At 43.3% G+C, this 23,192-nt stretch carries 25 protein-coding genes; 7 read left to right on the forward strand and 18 right to left on the reverse strand.

Annotated elements, in window-relative coordinates; genetic code table 11:
- Positions 1–43: 43 nt before the first annotated feature.
- From PBT90_RS00295 to PBT90_RS00325, 7 genes are all read right to left on the reverse strand, one after another.
- A complete protein-coding gene (locus tag PBT90_RS00295) occupies positions 44–2,740 on the reverse strand; it encodes a BamA/OMP85 family outer membrane protein (protein WP_264808362.1) in 2,697 nt (898 codons plus the stop codon).
- Positions 2,741–2,747: 7 nt separating this feature from the next.
- Entirely contained in the window at positions 2,748–3,530 is a 783-nt protein-coding gene (locus tag PBT90_RS00300; protein ID WP_264808363.1) for an isoprenyl transferase, read from the reverse strand.
- Positions 3,531–3,565: 35 nt separating this feature from the next.
- A complete protein-coding gene (gene porG / locus PBT90_RS00305) occupies positions 3,566–4,309 on the reverse strand; it encodes a type IX secretion system protein PorG (protein ID WP_320055339.1) in 744 nt (247 codons plus the stop codon).
- Between the two features lie 110 nt (positions 4,310–4,419).
- The gene (locus PBT90_RS00310) at positions 4,420–5,295 is read right to left on the reverse strand and encodes an NAD kinase (protein WP_264808365.1); all 876 of its coding nucleotides are present in this window, start codon (positions 5,293–5,295) and stop codon (positions 4,420–4,422) included.
- 3 nt (positions 5,296–5,298) lie between these two features.
- Positions 5,299–5,964, reverse strand: coding sequence for a CBS domain-containing protein (locus PBT90_RS00315; protein ID WP_264808366.1), 666 nt, complete (start codon positions 5,962–5,964; stop codon positions 5,299–5,301).
- Between the two features lie 93 nt (positions 5,965–6,057).
- Positions 6,058–7,257 carry a chromate efflux transporter gene (gene chrA / locus PBT90_RS00320; RefSeq protein WP_264808367.1) on the reverse strand — a complete coding sequence of 400 codons (1,200 nt, stop codon included), beginning with the start codon at positions 7,255–7,257 and terminating at the stop codon, positions 6,058–6,060.
- Between the two features lie 3 nt (positions 7,258–7,260).
- On the reverse strand, positions 7,261–8,238 hold the full coding sequence (locus PBT90_RS00325) for an isopenicillin N synthase family dioxygenase (RefSeq protein ID WP_264808368.1): 978 nt from the start codon (positions 8,236–8,238) through the stop codon (positions 7,261–7,263).
- Between the two features lie 75 nt (positions 8,239–8,313).
- Here PBT90_RS00325 and PBT90_RS00330 point away from each other — a divergent pair, with 75 nt between their 5' ends.
- From PBT90_RS00330 to PBT90_RS00350, 5 genes are all read left to right on the forward strand, one after another.
- Positions 8,314–9,075, forward strand: a complete 762-nt coding sequence (locus tag PBT90_RS00330) for a hypothetical protein (protein WP_264808369.1) — start codon at positions 8,314–8,316, stop codon at positions 9,073–9,075.
- Positions 9,076–9,114: 39 nt separating this feature from the next.
- Positions 9,115–10,386 carry a serine--tRNA ligase gene (serS, locus tag PBT90_RS00335; protein ID WP_264808370.1) on the forward strand — a complete coding sequence of 424 codons (1,272 nt, stop codon included), beginning with the start codon at positions 9,115–9,117 and terminating at the stop codon, positions 10,384–10,386.
- A gap of 298 nt (positions 10,387–10,684) precedes the next feature.
- Complete coding sequence (locus tag PBT90_RS00340) at positions 10,685–11,317, forward strand: peroxiredoxin (protein ID WP_264808371.1); 633 nt, start codon at positions 10,685–10,687, stop codon at positions 11,315–11,317.
- A 2-nt stretch (positions 11,318–11,319) separates the two neighbouring features.
- Positions 11,320–11,631, forward strand: coding sequence for a thioredoxin family protein (locus PBT90_RS00345; protein ID WP_264808372.1), 312 nt, complete (start codon positions 11,320–11,322; stop codon positions 11,629–11,631).
- Positions 11,612–11,860: a DUF6952 family protein gene (locus PBT90_RS00350; RefSeq protein ID WP_264808373.1), complete on the forward strand. Its 249-nt coding sequence runs from the start codon at positions 11,612–11,614 to the stop codon at positions 11,858–11,860. Before PBT90_RS00345 ends, PBT90_RS00350 begins: the two co-directional genes overlap by 20 nt.
- A gap of 57 nt (positions 11,861–11,917) precedes the next feature.
- Here the strand turns inward: PBT90_RS00350 and PBT90_RS00355 are convergent, their stop codons facing one another.
- The 10 genes from PBT90_RS00355 to PBT90_RS00400 all read right to left on the reverse strand — a co-directional run bounded on the left by PBT90_RS00355 (position 11,918) and on the right by PBT90_RS00400 (position 19,331).
- Positions 11,918–12,301 carry a DUF3037 domain-containing protein gene (locus PBT90_RS00355; protein WP_264808374.1) on the reverse strand — a complete coding sequence of 128 codons (384 nt, stop codon included), beginning with the start codon at positions 12,299–12,301 and terminating at the stop codon, positions 11,918–11,920.
- Entirely contained in the window at positions 12,279–13,073 is a 795-nt protein-coding gene (locus tag PBT90_RS00360) for a HipA family kinase (protein WP_264808375.1), read from the reverse strand. Before PBT90_RS00360 ends, PBT90_RS00355 begins: the two co-directional genes overlap by 23 nt.
- A gap of 43 nt (positions 13,074–13,116) precedes the next feature.
- A complete protein-coding gene (locus tag PBT90_RS00365) occupies positions 13,117–13,998 on the reverse strand; it encodes a bestrophin family protein (RefSeq protein WP_264808376.1) in 882 nt (293 codons plus the stop codon).
- Between the two features lie 68 nt (positions 13,999–14,066).
- A complete protein-coding gene (coaE, locus tag PBT90_RS00370) occupies positions 14,067–14,678 on the reverse strand; it encodes a dephospho-CoA kinase (protein WP_270131027.1) in 612 nt (203 codons plus the stop codon).
- Entirely contained in the window at positions 14,671–15,636 is a 966-nt protein-coding gene (locus PBT90_RS00375) for a YbbR-like domain-containing protein (protein WP_264808378.1), read from the reverse strand. Before PBT90_RS00375 ends, coaE begins: the two co-directional genes overlap by 8 nt.
- Positions 15,637–15,644: 8 nt before the next feature.
- Complete coding sequence (gene yajC / locus PBT90_RS00380; protein WP_264808379.1) at positions 15,645–15,962, reverse strand: preprotein translocase subunit YajC; 318 nt, start codon at positions 15,960–15,962, stop codon at positions 15,645–15,647.
- 2 nt (positions 15,963–15,964) lie between these two features.
- A complete protein-coding gene (locus tag PBT90_RS00385) occupies positions 15,965–16,507 on the reverse strand; it encodes a DUF1573 domain-containing protein (RefSeq protein WP_270131031.1) in 543 nt (180 codons plus the stop codon).
- A 112-nt stretch (positions 16,508–16,619) separates the two neighbouring features.
- Positions 16,620–16,922 (reverse strand): YtxH domain-containing protein, encoded by a 303-nt coding sequence (locus PBT90_RS00390; RefSeq protein WP_264808381.1) that lies wholly within the window; start codon positions 16,920–16,922, stop codon positions 16,620–16,622.
- Positions 16,923–16,929: 7 nt separating this feature from the next.
- Entirely contained in the window at positions 16,930–18,114 is a 1,185-nt protein-coding gene (gene nusB, locus PBT90_RS00395) for a transcription antitermination factor NusB (protein ID WP_270131033.1), read from the reverse strand.
- 116 nt (positions 18,115–18,230) lie between these two features.
- Complete coding sequence (locus tag PBT90_RS00400; RefSeq protein ID WP_270131035.1) at positions 18,231–19,331, reverse strand: Glu/Leu/Phe/Val dehydrogenase dimerization domain-containing protein; 1,101 nt, start codon at positions 19,329–19,331, stop codon at positions 18,231–18,233.
- Between the two features lie 146 nt (positions 19,332–19,477).
- On the opposite strand from PBT90_RS00400, the gene PBT90_RS00405 reads away from it, so the two are divergent.
- Both PBT90_RS00405 and PBT90_RS00410 read left to right on the forward strand, forming a co-directional pair.
- Complete coding sequence (locus PBT90_RS00405; RefSeq protein ID WP_270131037.1) at positions 19,478–21,268, forward strand: ABC transporter ATP-binding protein; 1,791 nt, start codon at positions 19,478–19,480, stop codon at positions 21,266–21,268.
- Between the two features lie 154 nt (positions 21,269–21,422).
- Positions 21,423–21,740: a hypothetical protein gene (locus PBT90_RS00410; protein WP_264808384.1), complete on the forward strand. Its 318-nt coding sequence runs from the start codon at positions 21,423–21,425 to the stop codon at positions 21,738–21,740.
- A gap of 61 nt (positions 21,741–21,801) precedes the next feature.
- Here the strand turns inward: PBT90_RS00410 and PBT90_RS00415 are convergent, their stop codons facing one another.
- Positions 21,802–23,166, reverse strand: coding sequence for a peptidylprolyl isomerase (locus tag PBT90_RS00415; protein WP_270131039.1), 1,365 nt, complete (start codon positions 23,164–23,166; stop codon positions 21,802–21,804).
- Positions 23,167–23,192 lie beyond the last annotated feature (26 nt).

Genomic DNA, 23,192 nt, shown 5'->3' on the forward strand with positions numbered 1-23,192 from the left:
TTTTTGCATAAATTAACTATTCCACTTGCTATTTCCATAGGCCTTACCGGATTTGCTGTCCGATGGTAAAGTGGAATTGAGACCCACTTCGCTGGGTGCTTCCAGGGATGTTGTCAAAACCATAGCCCCAATCTACACCTAGCAATCCGAATGCAGGCATAAAGATCCTGGCACCAACACCCGCAGATTTTTTCAAGTCATAAGGATTGAAATCTGCATAGGATCCCCAGTTGTTACCCGCTTCTGCAAATCCGAGTAAGAAAATGGTGGCCGATGGGTTGGGTGATACCAGGTACCTTAGCTCCATGACGTATTTGTTATACACCACACCTCCATAAGGCTCCGGAGTAGCTGTACCTCTACTATCTCTACCCGGTGTGATGGATTGGTTTTCATATCCTCTTAGTCCTATGATTTCCTGTCCCAAGGCGAAGTTATTGAAGGTCATTCCGTCACCACCCATTACGAATCTTTCCAGTGGGATAATCCCTATCTTTTTGCCATAGGATCCCAAGAAGCCCATGTGTGCTCGTGCACTGGCTACAAACTTGGTAGAGCCAAATAATGGGGTGTAGAATGAAGCATCAAACATCCACTTGTGGTATTCCAGCCACTTGTATTTTTCCTGATCTGTAGATTCTTCCGTGATATTTTTATTCAGCGAGGAATATGGCGGAGTAAATGCCGCCGAAAGCGTCACATTGGATCCAAATCTAGGGAAGGTAGGATTGTCTAAGTTATACCTGGAAACGGTAGTATTCCAGGTGATACTGTTGGATACACCAGTAGGATAGCTTAGTCCAAAGGAGGTTCCATATTGGTCAAATTCATAGATCTGAAACTGCAGTGAATTACTGAACTGGAAGTTGTCATCTGGCCAGGTTACCCGTTTGGCTAGTCCCAAAGTCACCCCTGTGATTTTGAAGAAACCTAATTCGTCTCCGAAATTTGCTTGGTTATAAAAATCAACCTGACGTTGTACGGAGTGATTGAATGAGAAGCTTAGCGCATTTGGCTTTTTGCCTCCAAACCAAGGTTCTGTCAGGGATACAGAATAGTTTTGGAATGAACGTCCGTTTGCTTGGACCCGAAGGGAAAGCTTTTGGCCATCCCCCACCGGAAGTGGATCCCACTTGGAGAAATCGCCTATATTCCGGATCGAGAAGTTATTAAAGGAAAGACCTACAGTACCTACGAAACCGTAAAATCCACCCCATCCCCCAGAGAGTTCGATTTGGTCATTTGGCCGCTCTTCCAGCTCAAATGTGATGTCCACCGTTGCAGCCTCAAAGTTTGGTCTCAGGTCCGGATTGATGGTCTCAGGATCAAAGTACCCTAAAGTTGAAAGTTCTCTGATGGTTCGTACCAAGAGTGCCCTGTTGAATTTCTGACCAGGTAAAATCCGGATTTCACGCATGACCACATGATCAGAGGTACGCTCATTTCCTTTGATATTTACACTGTTTACAGTCACTTGAGGACCTTCGAAAATCCGCATCTCCAGATCAATGGAATCTCCCACCACATTCACTTCCACAGGATCTATGCTAAAGAATAAATAACCATCATCCTGATAGAGGGAACTGACATCATCTCCTCTGGTAGGATCATAGTTCAATCTCTTATCTAGTCTGTCTTTGTCATAAACATCCCCTTTCTGTATGCCCAGCTTGGCTTGTAAAACCTGATCTGGGTGGATGAAGTTACCATTGAAGGTGATGTTTCTGTAATAGTATTTTCGTCCTTCTTCCAGCGCGATATCTATATTGATTTTATCTGCGGTGTAATCGTAGATGGAATCAGCCGTGATTTTGGCGTCCCGGAACCCCTTGCTTTGGTAGAAACTGATCAAGTTGTCCTTGTCATTTCTGTATTCTTTAGGGATATACTTTGAGCCATTGAAAAAGTTAAGCTTGAAATTCTTATTGATGTACTCTTTCGCATCCTCGTGAGAGGCTGAGTCGGTATGAAGTACTGTGTTTTTGATGTCCTCAGCGGAAGCTGCTGTAGCTCTAGAATAGAGATCCTTGAATATGCTTACCCGTGCATGCTCCTTCGTTTTCTTAAGTTTCCCTTTTAGCTTGGAATCCGGGATCTCATTGTTTCCATAGAATTCTATGGCATTGATTCTAACCTTGGTGTTCTGGGTCACATCAAAAATCAATTTTACAGAATTTGGCAGGGTAGTATCCCTTTCCTGGCGTATTTTGACTTCAGTGTTTAGGAATCCTTTGTCCACATAGTATTTTTCTATGTTTCGCTTTGCATTATTCAACACATCATCGCGGACCACTCTGCCCCGTATATTCACCTTGTCTCGGAGTTCGCTTTCTTGGGTTTTATTTACACCGGCAAATTCCACTCTTGAGAATCTAGGTCTTTCTGTGAGGTCGAGAAGTAGGTAAATGTCGTTTCCCTCGATTTTGGTGACCAGGATTTTTACATCTCCTATGATCCCCTGTCCCCAAAGTTTCTTTAGCGCTTCGGATATGGCATCTCCCGGTACCTCAATGGTGTCATCCACTTTTAATCCTGAGAGAGAAAGAATGGCGATTTCGTCGAGCGTAGTGAGCCCTACCGCTTTGATTTCTGCGATTCTATAGGATTGGGGCTTGGCGTAGTTGAGCTCCAAAATATCTATTGGCTTGCTTGAGGCATAGCGACTTTGGCCCAGACGTATCTGCGCCATTGCTGAACTTGCCCAAACCAGACAAAACAGAATCAGTAAACTTCTTTTCATTAATGCTTTAAGATTTAACTTGCTCACCCGTTTTTCCGAATCTCCTTTCCCTTGATTGGTAGTCAGAGATGGCAGCAAACAGATGCTCTCTTCTAAAATCCGGCCATAGCACAGGTGTAAAATACATTTCTGTGTAAGCCAATTGCCATAGCAGGAAATTGCTGAGTCTATACTCACCGCTGGTTCTGATCATCAGTTCGGGATCAGGGTATGCAGCAGTTTGTAAGTGCTCGGACATGACCTTTTCGGTGATGTCTTCCACTTTCAATTTCCCTTCAGAGACTTTTTGAGCAATTTGTTTGGTGGCATGAGTAAGTTCCCATTGACCGCTGTAGCTGAGCGCTAGGATTACTTTGAGGCCAGTATTGGAAGCTGTTCTTTCCTTTACATCCATCAAAGTTTTATAAGCCGTAGGAGGAAGGCTGTCTATATCTCCTATACTTTCCAGTTGGATATTTTTCTTCATCAGAAGCGGAACCTCATCAGAAATGGTCTTTACCAATAGCTCCATGAGCGCATCCACTTCCTCCTTTGGTCTGGACCAGTTTTCTGTAGAAAAGGAGAAGAGTGTAAGGAATTCTATTCCTAGACTATCTGCTCCTTCTATAGCGTCTTTTACGGCTTTGATGGCATGTTTATGGCCAAATATCCGCATGGCTCCTTTCTTCATTGCCCAGCGGCCATTGCCGTCCATGATGATAGCGATGTGCCGTGGAATATTTTTTTGATGCTCGTCCTTCATTCCAGTCGTCTGAGAGGCCTTACTTTTTTGGAGGTACAAAAATGCCATATCTTTTCCAAATATTAGCCCTAAGGCCCGATTAATTAATATGCGTAGCATTTCGTAGTCGTAATGGTATAGCTGATTGTCACTCCTAAGAAATAATACCAGTCTTTATCATAGGGGTTACCATAGTTAATTCCATAGGGTTGATCTGGGTTATTTGGATCCTGATATCTTGGGATGGATGGTTCTGAACTGTCTATCTTATCCAAATAATCAGTAAAGGTAGGCCTGAAGCCTAACTCCGCCGCCAGCGTCCATCTCTCGTCCAGTTGATATTTTATCCCCCCTCCAAACGGAATCACCAATGTGCTTAGGTTATACCGTTCAGATACATTGTATTGAAATGTATTTCCTTTTGCAAACACAAAGGTATAGCCAATTCCAAAGAAAGCATAGGGTGAAAACCGAAATTCAGAACCTTGAGTGAGATAATCCAAGAAATTGAACTCCATCACTGCAGAAAGCTCTAAAACACCTGCCCTAAACCTTGCATGTCGCATTCGCGCTGCAAAGTCAATGGGTTTTATGCTGTCTGCACCATAAAGCATTCCTGCACTTCCCCCCACTCTCAATGCCCAAACATTGTCAAAATTTCTCCTGCCAAACAACGTGCCTTGAAGGCCCAACTGGCCCGGGTCAATTTTCCTGATAATGTCTCCGGAGTATGCCGCTACGCCTACTCCTCCACCCACATCATATTTCTGCGCTTGAATTTCTCCTGTACTCAGGATAAAGAGCAAAAGAATAACAAGTAAGTAGTTGATTTTCTGAAAATTGACCATTTTCAAGACGGTGCAAGATATGAAGTACCTAACGTTTAAAAAACGCATCTGAGTATTTAGCGGGTTAATAATTGTTAAGCTCAAATCGGGCAGGTCTTCTGGACATATGATTAATTTCTCATGTCAAATCCCCAATTGAGTTTCTGTCTTAATGTGTCAAAGAAATGATAATGAGGCAACTTTACCAATTTTGCCGAAAAGTTTTCTTTTCTCACACTAAGATTGACTTCTGAGGAGATTGACGTGGATCGAGAGTCCAAAGATATTAAGAATTTCTCTGCCCGACCTTCTATTTCAAAACTGATCTCACTTTCGTCCGAAACTATAATCGGTCTTACATTCAGATTGTGGGGGCTAACTGGAGTTATTACCAGGTTTTTGGCCTCTGGAGAAATTAACGGACCACCACAACTGAGTGAGTAGCCGGTGGACCCCGTAGGTGTGGCTACGATCAGGCCATCCGCCCAATAGGAGTTGAGGTATTTGCCGTCTATATAGGTATGTACCGTAATCATGGACGAGGTGTCTCGCTTGTGGATAGTGAATTCATTCAGTCCAAAATTGAGTCCGTTGAAAAGCTTTTTGGAGCTTTGCAGGGAAATCAGGCTTCTGCTTTCGATCTGATAGTTTTCCGTAGCAAGGTTGTGTATGGCCTCTGCTATTTTTTCTGAAGCCACTGTTGCCAAAAAACCCAATCTTCCTGTATTAAGACCTAATATGGGAATCTCCAATGCTCCCACCAGGCAGACTGAGTCTAACAGTGTCCCATCTCCTCCTATGGAAATCATAAAATCCATAGCAGCCATGTCTTCTGGTCTTTCCAGTACCCGATAATTAAACGAGCTGTTCCCGGCTATCTTCAGCTGCTGATCAAACTGCACAGTGGCAAAAATCTCAAATTGATGCTGAGTTAAATGATTGAATAGCTCCTGTACATTTGAAAACACTTCTGCTTTCAAACTCAAGCTATGAAGGACTATTTTCATAGCCTAAATATCTAAAAATCTCAGTAAGTTGCCTATTCTGTCCTCCTCGCTGGTCACTCCAGATTCTTCCTGATAATGATCCAAAACCCGGTAACCAAACCTCTCTAGGGTAGCTTTTACATGTCTAAGCTCCGGTTGATCTAACTTTAGAGTGAGCTTGATCTTGGTTTCATCCAGCGGATCAGTAGTGATAAAGGAACTCAGCACTTTGGTGTTTTCAGACTCAATGAGGCGTGAAATTTCAGAAAGGCTATATTCTGTCATATTCAATGACAAAATCAATACACTTCCCTGTGACTGAATGGATAAGCTATCCGCAAAAGCAGCTATTGCATCTTCCATGGTCACTACTCCTAAATAATTGGAATCTCGGTCCAAAACGGCTACAATATTTGAATTTTGCTCAGCACTTACCCGCAACACGTCATAGATATGTTTGTCAGAAAACACCCAGCAAGCAGGATTGTCGGGAAGCAGGTCTCCGACTAAAGTCTCCGGATCATTGATTTCAAAAATATTATCCTCCTTTACCAAACCCAAAAATTTACCCTGATCTGTCAAGGGCAATACATCAGTTCTGATCTCCTCCATCCAAGATAGAGCCATGCCCATTTTGTCGGACAGTTTTAGTGGTGGGATCAGATTATTGATGAATTCGTAGGCCTGCATATTAGAAAGATAGAGAATGAATTTAAAAATTAAAACGTCAAGTCAGGTATTCTTGTTCCTAAGTAATTAAAATGATTTATTTTTTTTCGATGATTAAATAAATAGCTGGTTATAAGCGATTCCTAAAATCACACCCCCAGCGATGATTGCCGGCGAAGATATTTTGGTGAATTGCAGCAATGCATAGGTGCCCAGAATCAGTACAATATTCAGTCCATTCGCCTCTAAGGGTTCAAAAAGCAAGTATGCAGCAGCGATCAGCATGCCACAGGAGACGGCATTGATTCCTTCCAGCGCAGCTCGTACCGGCCGGTATTTTTTCAATTGGTCCCAAAATCTAATTACAAAAAATATGAGAAATATTCCGGGAAGAAATATTCCAGCAGCTGCAATGAGCCCTCCCATAATGAATCCAGCTGTTCCAAATTCCCGCATAGAAAGTGCACCTACATAAGATGAAATACTAAAAGTCGGGCCAGGGATGCCTTGGGAAATCGCATACCCAGTGAGGAATTCCTCAGAACTCAAGAAGTTTTTGAAATCCACAAATTCTGTATATAAATAAGGGACTAGCACTTGGCCACCACCAAAAATCAAACTTCCATTTCGGTAAAAATTCTCAAAGAGGATTACAGGTTGGTATTTAGTTATTGCTCCTAAAAGCGCAGCTAGCACCAGCACTCCTCCCCACAGATAAAAGTTTGCCCATTCGATTTTCAAGGGAGCGTCTTTTTCAAGTTTCGGTTGCTGCTTATATTTAATCGAGGTACTCAGCCCGCCTATCACCAGCAAAACCGGGAATATGTAAGGAGAGCTGTAGAAGAAGGAGATAAAAGCAGAGATCAAAACCAGAACCATGGCCTCGGTGGTTTTGACGGTTTTACCTATGATTTTTTGCGCAGCAAAAATGATAAAGCCAATCGCCATGGGCTGGATGAACCTGGCAAAATTCAAAGCTCCGGGTGTGCTTTCCTGCAAGAAATTAATCAAAATGGCTGCAGCGATCATGATGGTAGTGGCCGGTAAAATCCATACGATCAAGGCCAAATACGCTAGGTTTGGGCCTCCTGCTCGATATGCAATCGCACAAACCAACTGCGTAGATGATGGCCCCGGGAGCATGTTGCAAAGTGCGTTTAGCTCCCAAAGTTCATCTTCGGATATATAGGCGTGCCTTTTCACCATTCTGTCCAATAGCATAGCCAGAAATGCTTGCGGCCCGCCAAAAGCCGTGAGAGAAAGAGTGAGGATGTCTTTCAGGAAAAGGTAGTATCGGACTTTTTTGACCGACATTCCTTACTTCCTCAAGCCTAGTTCGCGCAGTCGCTCTTCGAGAAATTCACCCGCCGTGGCATCTTCAAATTGCTTTGGATTTTCCGCATCTACACAACTTTCCAGACAGGTCAGGTCCATTTCAGACCGAGGGTGCATGAAGAAAGGAATGGAATAGCGGCTGGAATTCATCTTATCTTTTGGAGGATTGACCACTCTGTGAATGGTGGATTTGAGCTTCTTGTTTGTCAGGCGCTCCAGCATATCTCCTACGTTTACTACTAACTGGTCTGGAAGTGCTGTAATCGGAATCCACTTGCCATCCTTCCTCAGCACCTGCAAGCCATCTGCGCTAGCGCCCATCAGCAATGTGATCAGGTTGATGTCCCCATGCTCTGCCGCTCGTACGGCATCTGCCGGCACAGCTTCAGGGTTTTCGATGGGGAAATAATGAATTTGGCGCAAAATAGAATTTCCGTAAGCTACCTTTTCTTCGAAGTATTCTTCATCCAGGTCCAGCGAAAGCGCAATCGCACGAAGCATAGCCTTGCCTGCATTTTCTAGCGTTCTGTAAGCTTCGTTAGCGTCGTTTTGAAATTCAGGTATTTCTGAGGGCCAGATGTTGGGTGGGTATTCTGACTTTACCGGATCAGAATCTGGGATCCTAGCCAGCTCTTGTCCCACGTGGTAAAATTCCTTTAAATCTCCCGTGTTTCTCCCCTTCGCATGCTCCTTTCCCTTACCGGTGTATCCTCTTTGAAATCCGATTTCTGGTTTTTCATACTTGGATTTGATCTCATCAGGCAGTGCAAAAAAATCTTGAATAGAACCATAAAGTCTATCCTGTAGGTCTTGGGACAGGCCATGGTTTTTGATGGCCACAAAACCTATGTTTTGGTAAGCCTCACCGAGTTTCTTTACAAAAGCTTCCTTTTGAGAAGGGCTTCCGGAGGTGAATTCTGCTAAATCTAAACTGGGAATGGCATCAAAAAGGATTTCCATATGTTTTAGGTATTATAGTTGCGGATCAAATTTATCTCTAAAATTAAATATCTTTAGTGTCAATACACCCGCCCTATGAATAAAATCCTGACATTATCCTTACTCGCTATAACTATGGCCGCCTGCTCCTCTGAAAAGCAGCGGATTAATGAAGAGGTGATAGAAAGGCCGCAGGAGCTGGTTGAGCCTGAAAAGCCTAAAGTCGGATTTTATCAATATGAGGACAGCCCGGCATATCCCGATGCGATTTTGGAACTATTCACGCCACTTGGCAATCAAGTTTTCAAGCCTGGAAAGGTTCCTTTCGAGTTCAATGTAAAGAATTTCCCTTTTGATCTGAATGCCACCAAAGATTTCAAGTTATTTAATATTCTGAATGGGGATGATCCGGTAGGGTTTTATTCTCCCATTTTTCAGCGGGAGCTTACTGAGGGCAGTTATAGAGTGGTGGCATATTTGGTAGATGAGGAAGGGCTGGCTTTGAAAAACTTTGGTAATTATGTGGATCGGGACTTTCAGGTAGGGGAGTCCAGGCCGTTTCCGTATTCAGCTGAGCCTTATTTAGCTTTGAACTTTCCCAGAACAGCGCAAATCTACGAAGCAGGTGAGGAAGTGATTGTTGATTTTTTGGTGATCGGTGGGGATATGAAACTGGATGGGCTAGTGGTCGAAATTGCAATCAATGAATACACGTATCAAATCGATCACATGGCACCGGTAAGGGTTGAGAACCTGCCAGCAGGAGAGTATCAGGTGAAGGTGAGATTGCTAAGATCTGAGGGAAAAGAGTTGGATGGACCATTTTCAAGTGTGAGTAAACCCATCATTGTTCGCTAACATGCTTATCTTTGGGGCTTAAATTTCAAAGATTTTCAAATGCTGTTAGTTAATCAAATAAGAGAAAACTACGCCGGCGTCCTGGCCGGACTTCAAAAGAGAAATTTTCCAAACGCTGAGGCTGCCCTGAAGAAGGCTATTGAGCTAGATGATCTGCGAAAGTCAACGCAGGCTGAGCGTGACCAGATACAAGCAGAATCGAATAGCATTTCCAAGCAGATTGGCGCTTTGATGCGTGAAGGAAAAGCCGAGGAAGCAGTCAAAATCCGTGAAAAAACAGCGGAATTGAAAGCCCAGGGAAAAGACTTGGAAGAGCAGAACTCCAAAGCGGAGCAAGACTTGAAAGCTTTGCTGTACACCATCCCAAATGTACCGCACAGCTCAGTTCCAGCTGGCACTTCTGCAGAGGATAATGAAGTGGTACTCGAAAACGGCACCATTCCCGAGCTTTTCCCGGACAAACTTCCCCACTGGGATCTGATCAAAAAATATGACATTATTGATTTTGATCTAGGGGCGAAAATCACAGGAGCAGGATTTCCAGTCTACAAAGGGAAAGGAGCTCGACTCCAGCGTGCCCTGATTAATTTCTTTCTGGATGAAGCTTTGGCGCAGGGATACTATGAAATCCAGCCTCCAATTTTGGTCAATGAGGATTCAGGGTATGGCACAGGTCAGCTACCGGATAAGGAAGGGCAGATGTACCATGCCGGCGCTGACGACTTGTATTTGATCCCAACGGGAGAGGTGCCCATTACTAATATTTACAGGGATGTGATCCTTACGGAAAGTGAGCTTCCCATCAAAAATGTGGGGCATTCACCTTGCTTCAGAAGAGAGGCGGGCAGTTGGGGAGCTCATGTGCGTGGGCTGAATAGACTGCACCAGTTTGATAAAGTAGAGATCGTACAGGTGACGCATCCTGAGAAATCCTATGAAGCACTGGAAGAAATGAGCACTTATGTACAGGGACTTTTGCAAAAACTGGAGCTGCCTTACCGGGTGCTGAGACTTTGCGGAGGAGATATGGGCTTTACTTCCGCATTGACTTACGATATGGAAGTCTATTCTGCAGCTCAGGAAAGATGGCTGGAAGTAAGCTCAGTGTCTAATTTTGAAACTTATCAAACGAGTCGACTCAAACTTCGGTTCAAAGGTGAAGATAAGAAAACCCAGTTGGCTCACTCCTTAAACGGAAGTGCATTGGCACTACCTCGGATCGTAGCTTCCATTTTGGAAAATAACCAAACTCCGGATGGGATTCTAATGCCGAAGGTGCTTCACCCTTACCTGGGATTCGAAAAAATCTGATTCCAAACCGCTTCAAATCTTGGAGCGGTTTTTTTGTAGCCCTTTCATAAGCAAATCCTATGGCTCATAGGTTATTTCAATGGGGGCTTGGTGATTTTGTCCGCAATCGGTTACGGGTTCCTTTTTTTGGCTTTAATAGAAATTAGTACCAATCAAAAGATGGTATGAAGGGTTTTGTTCCAAATAAAAGTCTGAGTAGCGCCGATTGTAGATTTGCTAATTACTACTTCATTTTTTTAAAGTATTGAATACTGGATTAGCTTTGTGGTAACAAATTTTCAACAAAACAACAATATACATGGCATTAGTAGGAAAAAAGGCTCCGGCATTTTCAGTAGGAGCAGTAATAAACGGAGAAGAGATCGTAGAAAATTTCAGCTTGGAGCAGTATCTAGGCAAGAAAAACGTAGTCCTTTTCTTCTATCCTAAGGATTTCACTTTTGTTTGCCCCACTGAGCTTCACGCTTTCCAGTCTAAATTGGCTGAATTTGAGAAAAGAGACACCGTAGTAATCGGATGCTCTACAGATACCGAAGAGACTCACCTGGCATGGTTGATGACTCCAAAAGCTGAAGGTGGTATCGAAGGCGTAAACTATACGATTTTGGCCGATGCAGCCAAAACTATCTCTTTGAACTATGGCGTTTTGGCAGGTGAATATTCTTTCGATGCTGAGTCTAGACTTTGGTCTTTCGAAGGAGCGCCTGTAGCATACAGAGGTACTTTCTTGATTGACAAAGAAGGAATCGTACGTCACGAGTCTATCAACGACCTTCCTTTGGGAAGAAATATCGATGAATACCTTAGAATTCTAGATGCTCAGCTTCATGTGGAGAAATTCGGTGAGGTTTGTCCTGCAAACTGGGAAGAAGGCAAGGAAGCGATGCAAGCAACTAATGAAGGAGTAGCTAACTACCTATCAAATAATTAATTATGATTGAACTGACTGAAGATACTTTGCAAGAGCTAGTAACGGGAAATGATCAGGTGATCGTACAATTCTCTGCTGGCTGGTGTGGCAACTGTCGCATCATGAAGCCCAAGTTTAGAAGACTTGCGGGTGAAAATGCTGACAAGGTTTTTGTGATAGTGGATGCTGAGAAATTTCCTAATTCCAGGAAATTGGCTCAGGTAAACAACCTGCCGACTTTCGCTTCTTTCAAAGGAGGTCAGTTGGTAAATCAAATCCAGACAAACAAAGAAGATCAATTAAAAGCATTGATTAATGAAGTTACCAGTAATTAAATCGATTCAGAAGAGCTGTACTCCAGAGCAGATCGAGACTGCCCTGGAAGTACTGGAGAATATTTCTGAAGCCCCTTCGCTGAAGGAGCCGGAGATCGATGTGATCGGCGAGCTGATTTCCAATCTATGTGGTGCACTTGAAGTCCACGAGATGGTAGCTGGAGGGATGTCTGAAAGAGATGCAGGAAATACCTTCATGAAAAAAGTTTTAGGATCAATTGATCGATAAAAATATACTTTGGGTCTATTGTTATGAAAAAAGGAACTCCATTTTGGGGTTCCTTTTTTACTTCACATTCTCCTCAAATAGCTTTTCCAAAGTTTGATCCAAATCATCTGAATGCCCGGCATGTGGTCTGGAAGTCTGAATGATTGAGCTTCTTACCGCCGTCAGCCATCTGAACCTTGAAGCTAGATCCATGGCGGCGATGTTTCCTCCACTGGATTTTCCCTGGCATATTTTTTCAAAAGAATCTAGATTTCGTTGTATCATTTCCATATCTGCCTTTGGGTCTAAAGCCAGAAGTTTATTAGCCTCCAAATGGGTTTTGCACTTGAGAAAGTTCTTTTTCCAGTGGCAGACAATCACGCCCACATTGATGAACTCTTCCCGCTCTACCCTTGGGACTACGCGGATAATGGCGTATTCATATAAGTGTTGATCTTGCATTTCGGGCTTCTTTTGTGAATTCATCGGAATAGGAAAGTCTCAGTTTGAGAAAATCCGCATATACTTTTCTGGCCTCACTGGCTTCCTCAGTATCTCCTCCAGCCATCAGCCACTCTTCTGGGATCAGTGAGACGATTTTATCAATGGCTGCTGGAGTAAGAAGGGTTTTGAACTCCTCATTTACCTGATCCAATTTAGACGCAGCTTCGAGCAGGACATGGTTTTTGATTATAGGAAAGCTTCCTTGGGCATTTTTCTCCCAGTTAATCCAAGCATGGTGAAACAGGAAGGAAGCTCCATGGTCAATCAGCCAAAGCTCCCGGTTCCACATCAGCATATTTGTGTTTCTAAATGTCCGGTCCACATTGGTGATATACATGTCCAGCCAAACTATTTTGGAAGCCAATATAGGATCAACCGGCATGGCGATAGGGTCAAAGTTGATTGCTCCAGAGAGGAAATGTAAGGCTAGATTCAAGCCTTGGCTGCCTTTCAGTAGATCTTGGATTTCCTCGTCTCCTTCTGATCTGCCAAATGCCGGATCCAAATTGGCATATACCAATTCGGGTATTTTGAATCCTAGAAGTCTGGCTATTTCACCGCCCAGAAGCTCTGCAATTAATGCCTTCTCCCGCTGTCCGGCTCCCCGGAATTTGAGGACATATTTGAACCCATCGTCTGCATCTGCTAGAGCAGGTAAAGACCCTCCTTCCCTGAGCGGGAGAATGTAGCGGGTTACATTTACCGTTCTGAGTTTAGGGTTGAATTCCATTTGAGGAGAATTTACAATTGTAGTTAGCGAGGAAAACCATATTTCAGATCAGTTCTTGGACGTGCTTTTGGATGTTTTCTGATAGTTTGCCCATAGGTAGGTCGTTGGCATCATGACCAAAAGGTTCTTCTATTTCTTCTGCTACCAATTCCAGGCTCGCCAGTACGTAGAAAACGAAAGTAACAATGGGAGCAGCGTAATACCCCAGATTAAATACATAGCCAAGCGGCAATGTCAATACATATAGCATGATGAACTTTTTGATAAAAGAGCTATAGGAATAGGGAATAGGTGTGTTTTTGATTCGCTCACATGCTCCACAAATATCAGTAAAGGAAATCAACTCGCTGTTGAGAACTATCAGTTGGTCACCGGTTATTTTTTTGGACTGGTAGAGTTTATTTACTCTGCCAAACATCATCTTGGCCACCTGATTGGGGACATGTTTTTCCATGTCTATTTCCGGCTGGAGGTCGGCTATATGTTTTTCGTCCAGCATGTAAAAGGTGACTTTGGACTGCAAATGTTCCTTCAAAGCAAAGGCATACATAGGAATGCTTCTTCTGAAAAACTTTCGATTTTCTTCATCTTGCTTATCAATTATCCCAGCAAGCTTTAGCGCAAGATTTCTACTGTTGTTGACCAATTGTCCCCATAGTTTTCGCCCTTCCCACCAGCGATCATAGGCGGTATTGGTACGGAATACCAGAAGCATTGATATCACGAAACTAAGTAGACTGTGCATCACTGGAATATGCTGTACCCAGCTCTCTTTCCCCAGCTGCAGGTAGTCCATTTCAAGCCAGGCAATGCCTAAAGTGTATATGAAAATGATGACCATGAATGGCCCTAGCTTGACCAGGGTGTCTGATTTCTGAATCAAAAATATGATTGAAAACCATTCTTTGGGATTGTATCCTTTCATTTGAGTGGGAAAAGTATTGCAAGTTGACTACTGGAAAATAAACGGATTTGAGGTCCTGTGCAATTAAATCAATGATCTACCTCGACTATCAGCTTTTCGTGGATTTTTAATACCTGGGGAATTAAGAGTTTATTGTCTACATTTTTGATGACGAAGTCAGCCAGTTCATTTTTTTTCTCGTCCGGAAGCTGTTGATTGATGATTTGATTGATCTGTTCTTCGTTTCGGTGTGGATCCCTACCCAATACTCTTGCCACACGGATTTTCAGGGGGGAGCTCACGTTAATCACATAATCCAGAGCATTGGCACTTCCGGATTCGAATAGTAGTGCGGCTTCCTTCAGCACATAAGGAGCATTTTGGGCCTTGGCCCATTTTTCAAAATCTTTGCCTACAGCAGGATGAACCAGCCCATTGATGGTCTTTACTTTTTCTGGATCTGCAAACACAGTTTGGGCCAGGTAGCTGCGATTCAGGTTGCCGTCTTTTTGAAAAGTTTCTTCACCAAAGGATTTGATCAGTTCCACCTTGAGTGCTTGGTCATTTGACATAAGCCATTTCGCACGGTCGTCTGCTGAATAGAGGGGAATACCTAGAATGCCAAAAATTTTCGCTACAGTGGATTTCCCGGATCCAATTCCCCCAGTGATCCCGATGAGGAGAGGTCTTTTCCTACTCATATTTAAGCTTTAGTAAAGGCGGATTGACAGTGACTTGCTCCATGTAGTTTGGTTGCGGTTGTACCTCTATTGCTATGGTGCTGTCTGTTTTGTTACGCTTATAGTAGTCTAAAACAGCTTCAAATTCCAGTTCTTTGAAATCATCTACTCTGCGCTCATCGAGCAGGTAGTTAATCATGATCAAGGGATCAGGATCGGTGAAAGTTACATTTCTAGGAAAGTTTATCTTTTTGATTTTCAATCTTTTATTCCCTTCCAAAAACGCATAAACGTCAAAATTCACCCTAAGCGATTCATCCTCTAGGACGACTAGGTCTGCGAGCTCACTGGGGACTTCCAAATCAATTGTTTTTTCAAATGGGGTGTTGATCCTGGATTCGTCCAGCTTCACCGGGAAAAATGCCCCTATACTGTCTATAATTGAACTTGGGCCTTTGAGTCTAATCACATCTGGCGAAAAGTTCACCTGGCCATCGATTCTGTAATTGGTAGCCAAAGAAAAGCTACTGGAGTCTAAAATAGGCCGCACTTGGATAACTTCTATTTTGTCAAACTGGTATTTCAGGGAGTCATTCACTACTGATACGAGCTGGGTCGGAGTCAAAAATTCACCTAAAGAGCGCTTGATATCTGCGGTTAAGATAAATCGTCTAGCGGAAGGATTGTCCAGTTCGATCAGGTAAGGATCGTTATTGAAATTGAAATATTTGCGGAGCAGGTCCCATCCGTTTCCGGAAATCTCTACTTCTACGCTATTGGGGATTCTGCCTATGGGCATGTAAAGAGAGTCATTGTAAACAAACTCCACCGGAAAATCCACAATAGTATTGTAGTCGTCCTTATTGAGGGCGTTTAAAATCCAAAAAGTGGTAGCCGCTGCTATGCAGAGAACTACCACCTTTAGATCAGAGAGTTTTTTGGGAGAAATCCTCTTCGAGGATTTTTTAGTTTCCGACAAAATTCAATCTATTTTTTAGTTTCTGGTTTTTTGGAGAAATCCAGCGAGATCGCTGATTTTTCCACTTTAATCTTCATTGATCTATCGATTTCCAGGATCACTGTGTCGCTTTCTACCGTATGCACTTTGCCATGGATACCGCCGATTGTGACTACTTCATCACCTTTTTTGATTTCTTCAATAAACTTTTTACTGTCCTTTTGTTTTTTCTGCTGGGGCCTGATCATGAAGAAATACATGATCAAAATAATAGAACCGAAAAGGAATACCTGTCCTAAAATACCTCCGCCACCTGCTGCGGCTTGAGCCAATACTGTTGAAATCATAGTTATCGTTTAACCGGTCCTACCGGGGTGCTTGCTCCTGCTACTTTTGGAGTGACTGATCCTTTCAGTCTCAATCTTGTTACTGATGGGTTTGTGTTGGCCTGAATGCTTACAGTAGGGGCCTGTGATCCTGATTTGTTGGTAGAGTTAAATACTACTTTTACAAATCCTTCTTCACCCGGCTTCACTGGCGCTTTGGACCAATCAGGGCTGGTACATCCGCACGAAGCTGTAATGTTAGAAATGACTAATGGGGATTGACCTGTATTGGTGAAAGTAAAGGTATGCTCTATGACTTTTCCCTCGTTGATGGTGCCAAAGTCATACTCCATTTCCGGAAAGGTGAAAGCTCCTAAAGTAGAAGGATCCGCCACTTGAGTGCTTTGCGCGTTTACGGGAGTTACTGTAGTATTACTTGATTCCAGCTGGGCTATTTTGTCTTCCAGTGCTTGGATTTTAGCATCCTGCTCCGACTTTTGACTACAAGAAGTACCCAATGCAAGTGCCACAGCAAATAGTGCTGTATGGATTACGTTGATTTTCATGTGATTATGGTTTTATTTTAATGATCATTTTGATGACTATTGAGAGAAATCTTGCATTTGCAAATACTCATACCTTGTATGGTTTTGCTGTTTGCGCGACTTCGTCAAATAGTTAATTGTCTTCTTGATTAATTTGATCAATTAATTTGTTGACATCATTCAGCAGATTTTCTGCCTTGTTTTTTGCTTCAGAAATCACCCTTTTGCCTTCTGTTTTGGCTTCGTTGAGATGGATTTCTTTGCCATCTACTAGGTCATCGATCAGCTCTTCCAGCTCTTTTTTGTATCTGGAAAGCTGAAATGATAATCTGTCACGGGTGTTTTCTCCTTTATCAGGAGCAAAAAGTACCCCCAATGCGGCACCTGCTCCGGCCCCGATTAGGAATGCGATGAGTGAATTGCTGCTCTTGCTCATAGTTCTGTTATTTATTGTCCAAAAGTCCTCTACCGCTCTTACGGATTTCTCCGTTTTCGGTTAACTCTTTTGACATCACATCCAGCAGACCGTTGACAAATTGCTTGCTTTTTGGTGTGCTGTAGGTTTTTGAGATGTCAATATACTCGTTGATACTTACTTTGACAGGGATACTGGGGAAATGTTTCATCTCTGTAAGTGCCATGGAAATGATCACTTTGTCCGTGAATGCCAACCGCTCAATGTCCCAGTTTTTAGTTTTTTGGGTAATCAAAGCTTTGCTTACCGCGTCGTTTTCAATGGTGAAGTTAAAGATATTTTGAAAAAACTCCTTGTCTTCGTCCCAGTTCATGGCAATCTCCGGGAGCTCACTTTCTGATCCCTCCTCGAGCGTGGCGGCATTTTTCAGCACTTTTGCAGCCAGACTTCTAACCACTGCCTTGTTTTCGGTCCAGTTCAAGTCCTGCTCAGAGAAGAAATTCAGGATCACTTCGTTTTTGAAGATGATCTTTTTCAGAATGCTGTCTACCAATTCTAAATCTTGCTCCAGTGTGGGTTCTGAAATTTTCAGGTACTCCTGATAGTATTCTGATGGCTTGATGTAATCTCTGAACCATTCTCTGATTTCTAGCTCAACTTCATCCAGGTGGACGTTGTTTCTGGCGATGGCTGCTCTGTAGGCATTCGATTCCTTTAGTTTGTTCAGAACGGCATTGTTTGGAAGATTCATTTCATTTCCAAAGCCTGAAGGGTTGCCGCCGGCAAATTTCTTCTTTTTCTCTACTTCCTTTTCCACGTGACCGGCGAAAGCCTGTAATAACTCTATAGCCATAAGGTAGAGCTGTGGGATTCGCTCCGCAGAAACTACCATGTTTTTCAATAAAAACTGCTGATCCTTCTCATTGGCATCATGGTACTTGGCTAATGCCTGTAGCACTACTTTTTTGACCTTGGCGCTCGCCTCACTGGATTGTAGCAAGTCCTTGTTGCTTAGATTTTGCTCAAATAGCTTAATAGCCTCTTCGGCTTCCTTGTTCAAGGCGGTTTTGTCCTGCACTTCCATGCTGTTCAAATCCGGCAAAAATGATTCTTTGATGTAATCTTTTGCAAGGTTGAGGTTGGATCCTTTGCACTGTTCGTAGGCGTAAAGGTTTTGAAAAGCCTTGACTCTAAGTATTCTTCTGTTTAGCATGTCTTCGAATTCGAGCTGTAAATATAGGTATTTTGCCTTGGCTATGCCCTAGTATTTAGGGACAAAAAAACCACCGAAAGAAGCTTCCGGTGGCTTTGAGGATTTATTTGGTTGACTTAGAAGTAAAGCTTTACTTTTCCTATTGCCTCAATACGGGCTTTGGCGGTTTCTATAGCTGCCTGCTGAGCTGGGATTTGTTCGTTTTCGGCCTTGTTCAAGATTCCCAAGCAGGTGTCAAAAATCTTTTCGGTTTGCTGAAAAACAATTTCCCGGTTGTATCCGCCTAGGTATTCTGCGCCCACATTGATTACTCCACCTGCATTGATCAAAAAGTCAGGAGCGTAAGTGATGCCTTTTTCTAGTAGCATCTTCCCATGCTTGGCCTCGTCTTGCAGCTGATTGTTAGCCCCACCGGCGATCACTGCGCATTTAAGTCTATCTATGGTGTCGTCGTTGATGGTGGCACCCAGTGCACAAGGGGCATAAATGTCCATGTCCAGATCGTAAATGATGGAAGGGTCTATGGCCTGTGCTCCCGTAGCTTTCGCAATAGCCTGTAATTTGTCTTCGAAAATATCTGTGACCATTACGTTTGCGCCTTCTTTGATAAGGTGATCTATGAGGTATTTACCTACCTGTCCTACGCCTTGTACGGCGATGCGCTTGTCTTTCAGGGATTCCGTGCCAAAGGCTTTTTTTGCTGCGGCTTTCATTCCCATGTAAACCCCATATGCAGTGACGGGCGAAGGATCTCCACCGCCGCCTTTGACTTCTGGCAGTCCGGTGACATGCCTGGTTTCCATGCCTATGAACTCCATATCTGAGGTATTCATGTTGACATCCTCGGCGGTCACATATCTTCCGCCTAGACTTTCCACAAAACGCCCAAAACGTCTCAGGAATGCTTCGCTTTTTAGCTTTGGATTGCCTAGAATCACCGCCTTGCCACCGCCTAGATTCAGTCCTGCAAGTGCATTTTTAAAGGTCATCCCTCTGGAAAGCCGGAGTACATCCGTAATTGCTTCATCTTCTGAAGCATAGGGCCACATGCGGGTTCCGCCCAGTGCCGGGCCCAATGTGGTATTGTGAATTCCGATCAATGCCTTCAGGCCGGTAGCTTCATCATGGCAGATCACCAACTGCTCGTGATCCATGCTGCTGACCTGGCCAAAGATTGAACCTTCACGTACAGTTTCGGTAGCTTTAATCTCTAACATCTGAACTTAGCTTTTTAGAATGTGTTATATTTGGGTACTCCTTTGAGAAAATAACCAATACAAAATTAAATACTTTTATTGGTCATCAAAGGATTAATATATTCAGTTTTCTTGAACAAATTCCACGATTTTAAAATTTTTATTTGGTGAAACCACTTTGGCGACTCAATAAGTATTTGTTGAAATACAAGGGCTTGATCCTTTTGGGAATACTATTTACGGTGATCTCTAATATTTTCGTAATTATTCCTGCTCAATTAGTGAGGCTTGCCATAGATTATGTGGTAGAGAGTTTTTCCATTTATAAGCCTATGGATCAGGGTGGAATGGGGGATGCGGCACAGGAAATTTTTCTAAAATTTGTTGTAGTCTTCGGGATTCTCATCCTTGTGATGGCCTTGCTTCGGGGGATTTTCCTCTTTTTTATCCGACAGACGCTCATCATCATGTCCCGCAAAGTGGAGTATGACATGAAGAACGATATTTTTGAGCATTATCAAAATCTTCCACTCAGCTTTTATAGAAACAACAGCACCGGAGACCTCATGGCTAGGATAACAGAGGACGTCAGCCGGGTTAGAATGTACTTGGGACCAGCGATCATGTATGGCTTGAATCTACTCATACTTTTCCCATTGGTGATTTCCTACATGATTTCGGTCAATCCCACCCTGACACTTTATTCCTTACTCCCACTGCCGGTTCTTTCCCTCAGTATTTATTATGTGAATAATATGATCAATGAGCGCTCGGAGAAGATCCAGCGCAGCCTGAGTGGTCTGAGTACTTTTGTACAGGAAGCCTTCTCAGGGATCAGGGTGCTGAAAGCCTTTGTCCGAGAGAGCGATAGTGTCAATGACTTTGCTACAGCTAGCGAAGATTATAAAGTAAAGTCTATCCGACTCACACGTGTCAACGCCTTGTTTTTTCCGTTGATTATGGCTTTGGTAGGAGTTTCTACCATCATCACGGTATATGTGGGCGGAATGCAGGTGATACGGGGAGAGATCGGGTATGGAGTCATAGCGGAGTTTATTTTATATGTGAACATGCTCACTTGGCCCGTGACTTCTCTCGGCTGGGTGACTAGTATAGTGCAGCGGGCAGCAGCTTCCCAGACTAGAATCAACGAGTTTATGGATGTCAAAAATGACATTGTAAGTACAGCTCAAAATTTCGAAGAGATCAATGGGACGGTGGAAATGAAAGACTTGACCTTTATCTATCCGGATTCAGGCATCAAGGCCTTAGACCGTGTAAGTTTTAAAATCGAAGAGGGGAAAACGCTGGGAATAATAGGAACTACCGGCTCGGGCAAGTCTACTATCGCTAATCTCCTGATGCGCATGTATGATCCCACTGAAGGGCAGATAGCTATAGATGGCAAGCCAATAGACTATTATAATATTTCTGATTTGAGAAGGCAGATAGGATATGTGCCCCAGGATGTATTCCTGTTTTCAGATTCTATAGGAAATAATATTGCCTTTGGTCTGGATAAGGCGGATCAGGAGAAAATAGAACAAGCGGCTAAAGATGCTGACGTGTATCAAAATATAGTGGACTTCCCCAAAGGATTTCAGACTATGCTTGGCGAGCGTGGAATCACACTTTCTGGAGGTCAGAAACAACGGGTTTCTATAGCTAGAGCTATCGCAAAGGAGCCTAAAATCCTGATTTTGGATGATTGTCTCTCAGCTGTGGACACCAAGACAGAGAATGTGATCCTCACTGCACTGAAAAACATCATGCAGGATAGGACTTCAATCATTATCTCCCACCGGGTGTCTTCGGCCAAGCTTGCAGACCAGATTATTGTCTTGGATGATGGTAAAGTGATTGAAAGAGGAAACCATGCCAGTCTGATGAATCAAAAGGGTGTTTATGCCGAATTGTATGAAAAGCAGACCCAAAGTGGAGAGTCTGTAGATAGCTAGAGGAGCATTCCTTTTGGATTAATAGGCAAAATCCGGGTTGAAGCTTTTTTTCAGTTCGCTAGTAGCTAGTCTCGATTTATTTCAGCCATCAGAGAGTGTATTGGGAAAAAGTCTTTAACTTGATCATTATCAATTCATTTAATCATTTTTGGATATGGCACAAAAGAAAAACTCCTCCAAGGATACCGAAAAAGTCCTTCAGGAAATAGGCGATAAAATCGAAGAATTGGTAAAAAAGGCAGCAGAGGCAGGGTCGGAGGCCAAAGAGGATTTAGAAGCGAAAATCAAAGAACTTAAGGAAAACAAGACGACCCTGGAGGCAGAGTTTAAAAAAGGTAAAACTATTCTGGAGAAGGAATTCAAGGAGCGAAGTGAAGACATCAAACCCAAGATTGAAGAGTCAAAGGGCTTTTTAAAGGAAGGCCTCAAGCAGATTGGGCTAGCTTTTAAAGCATTGTTTGGGAAGAAGTAGTTTTAACCCAATCTCTTCCAAAGGGAAACAAAATGCCCGAAGGGTTACTTCGGGCATCTTGTTATTTCTCCGTGAGCGCATTACATCGATCGTAGGTAGGATCTAGGTCGATGAAAATATCTTCTTTGGCAGTTAGAAACCAAGTTTCCAATAACTCATCTTCCTTTTTACGTAGTGTGGCCGCTTTCAGCTTTTCATAATCATCCTCCAGGTTTGCCCGGTGAGCTGGATACTTAGCTTTGTAGTAGAGGATTCTCACTTTTGTGCCTTCTCTTGGATCTTCGAATCGTATAGGTTCTGTGATGTTGCCCACTTCCATACTGTCCAACGTAAAGTATAACACAGGGTCTTCGAGTGTTCTAAGCGTCAGGCGGTTTGAGCTGGTAGCAGGATCAGTGAAGAACCCGCCATTATCTGAAGTGTTTCGGTCATCAGAGTTTTCCTTAGCTGCTTTGGCAAAGTCTATTTTTCCAGCTTGAATTTCTGTTTTTAGGCTATCTAGGAATCGTTCTGATTTTACGATATCTGCCTCCGTAGCTTTCGGGATGATCAGTATGTGCCGGGTATTATAGGTGGTTCCTTTCTTTTCTAATAACTGGATCATGTGAAAACCAAAGTCAGATTCTACAGGATCTGAAATTTCTCCTTGTCTCAGTCCCAAAGCGGCAGTTTCATATTCAGGTACCATCTGGCCTTTGGATGAAAAACCCAAATCGCCACCATTTACCGCTGATCCGGGATCTTCTGAGTATTGTCTGGCCAAGTCAGCAAAGTCAGCATTTCCCGCCAGGATATCAGCTTTAAACTGCTTCAGTTGATTATATACTGCTTCTTTAGTCTGCTCATTGACTTCGGGTTTTTTTACGATCTGACCCACTGTCACCTCGGCAGAAAAGAAAGGTAGGGAATCGGTAGGGATGCTATAGAAGAAATCCCTTACTTCTGCAGGTGAGACGGTCAGTCCCTCAGTGATTCTGGTACGCATGCGCTGTACGATAAGCTGCTCTCGTATTACTTCTTGGATTTCGCTTTTGAGCTGATCTGCAGTTTTGCCATAGGCTTCTACCAAGGTGCTTTCATCTCCGCCAAACTGCTGCAATACCATGCTGAAGCGCTGTTCTGTTTGCAGTTGTACTTCGGCATCGGTTACCATTACTGAGTCTATTTCAGCTTTGGCTACCATAAGTTTATTGATCATTAAGGATTCAAAGACCTGGCATCGGGTAGGCGGCTCGGCTCCTTGCTGTCTTTGGGACAAAGCTTCAAGGTAGGTCTTCTGAATATCAGATTCCAGCAAGATATAGTTATCTACTTTGGCTACAATCTTATCCAATACCTGTCCAGTAGGAGCCGGCTCCTGAGCCCGGACTGAGGCGAAAAGTAAACAGAAAAGGAAGGCAATTGTAAGGTGTTTATGTAATTTCATTGTGATGGTTTCAGCCCGGATCACCG

The sequence above is a fragment of the Algoriphagus sp. TR-M9 genome (assembly GCF_027594545.1).
GTDB lineage: Bacteria > Bacteroidota > Bacteroidia > Cytophagales > Cyclobacteriaceae > Algoriphagus > Algoriphagus halophytocola.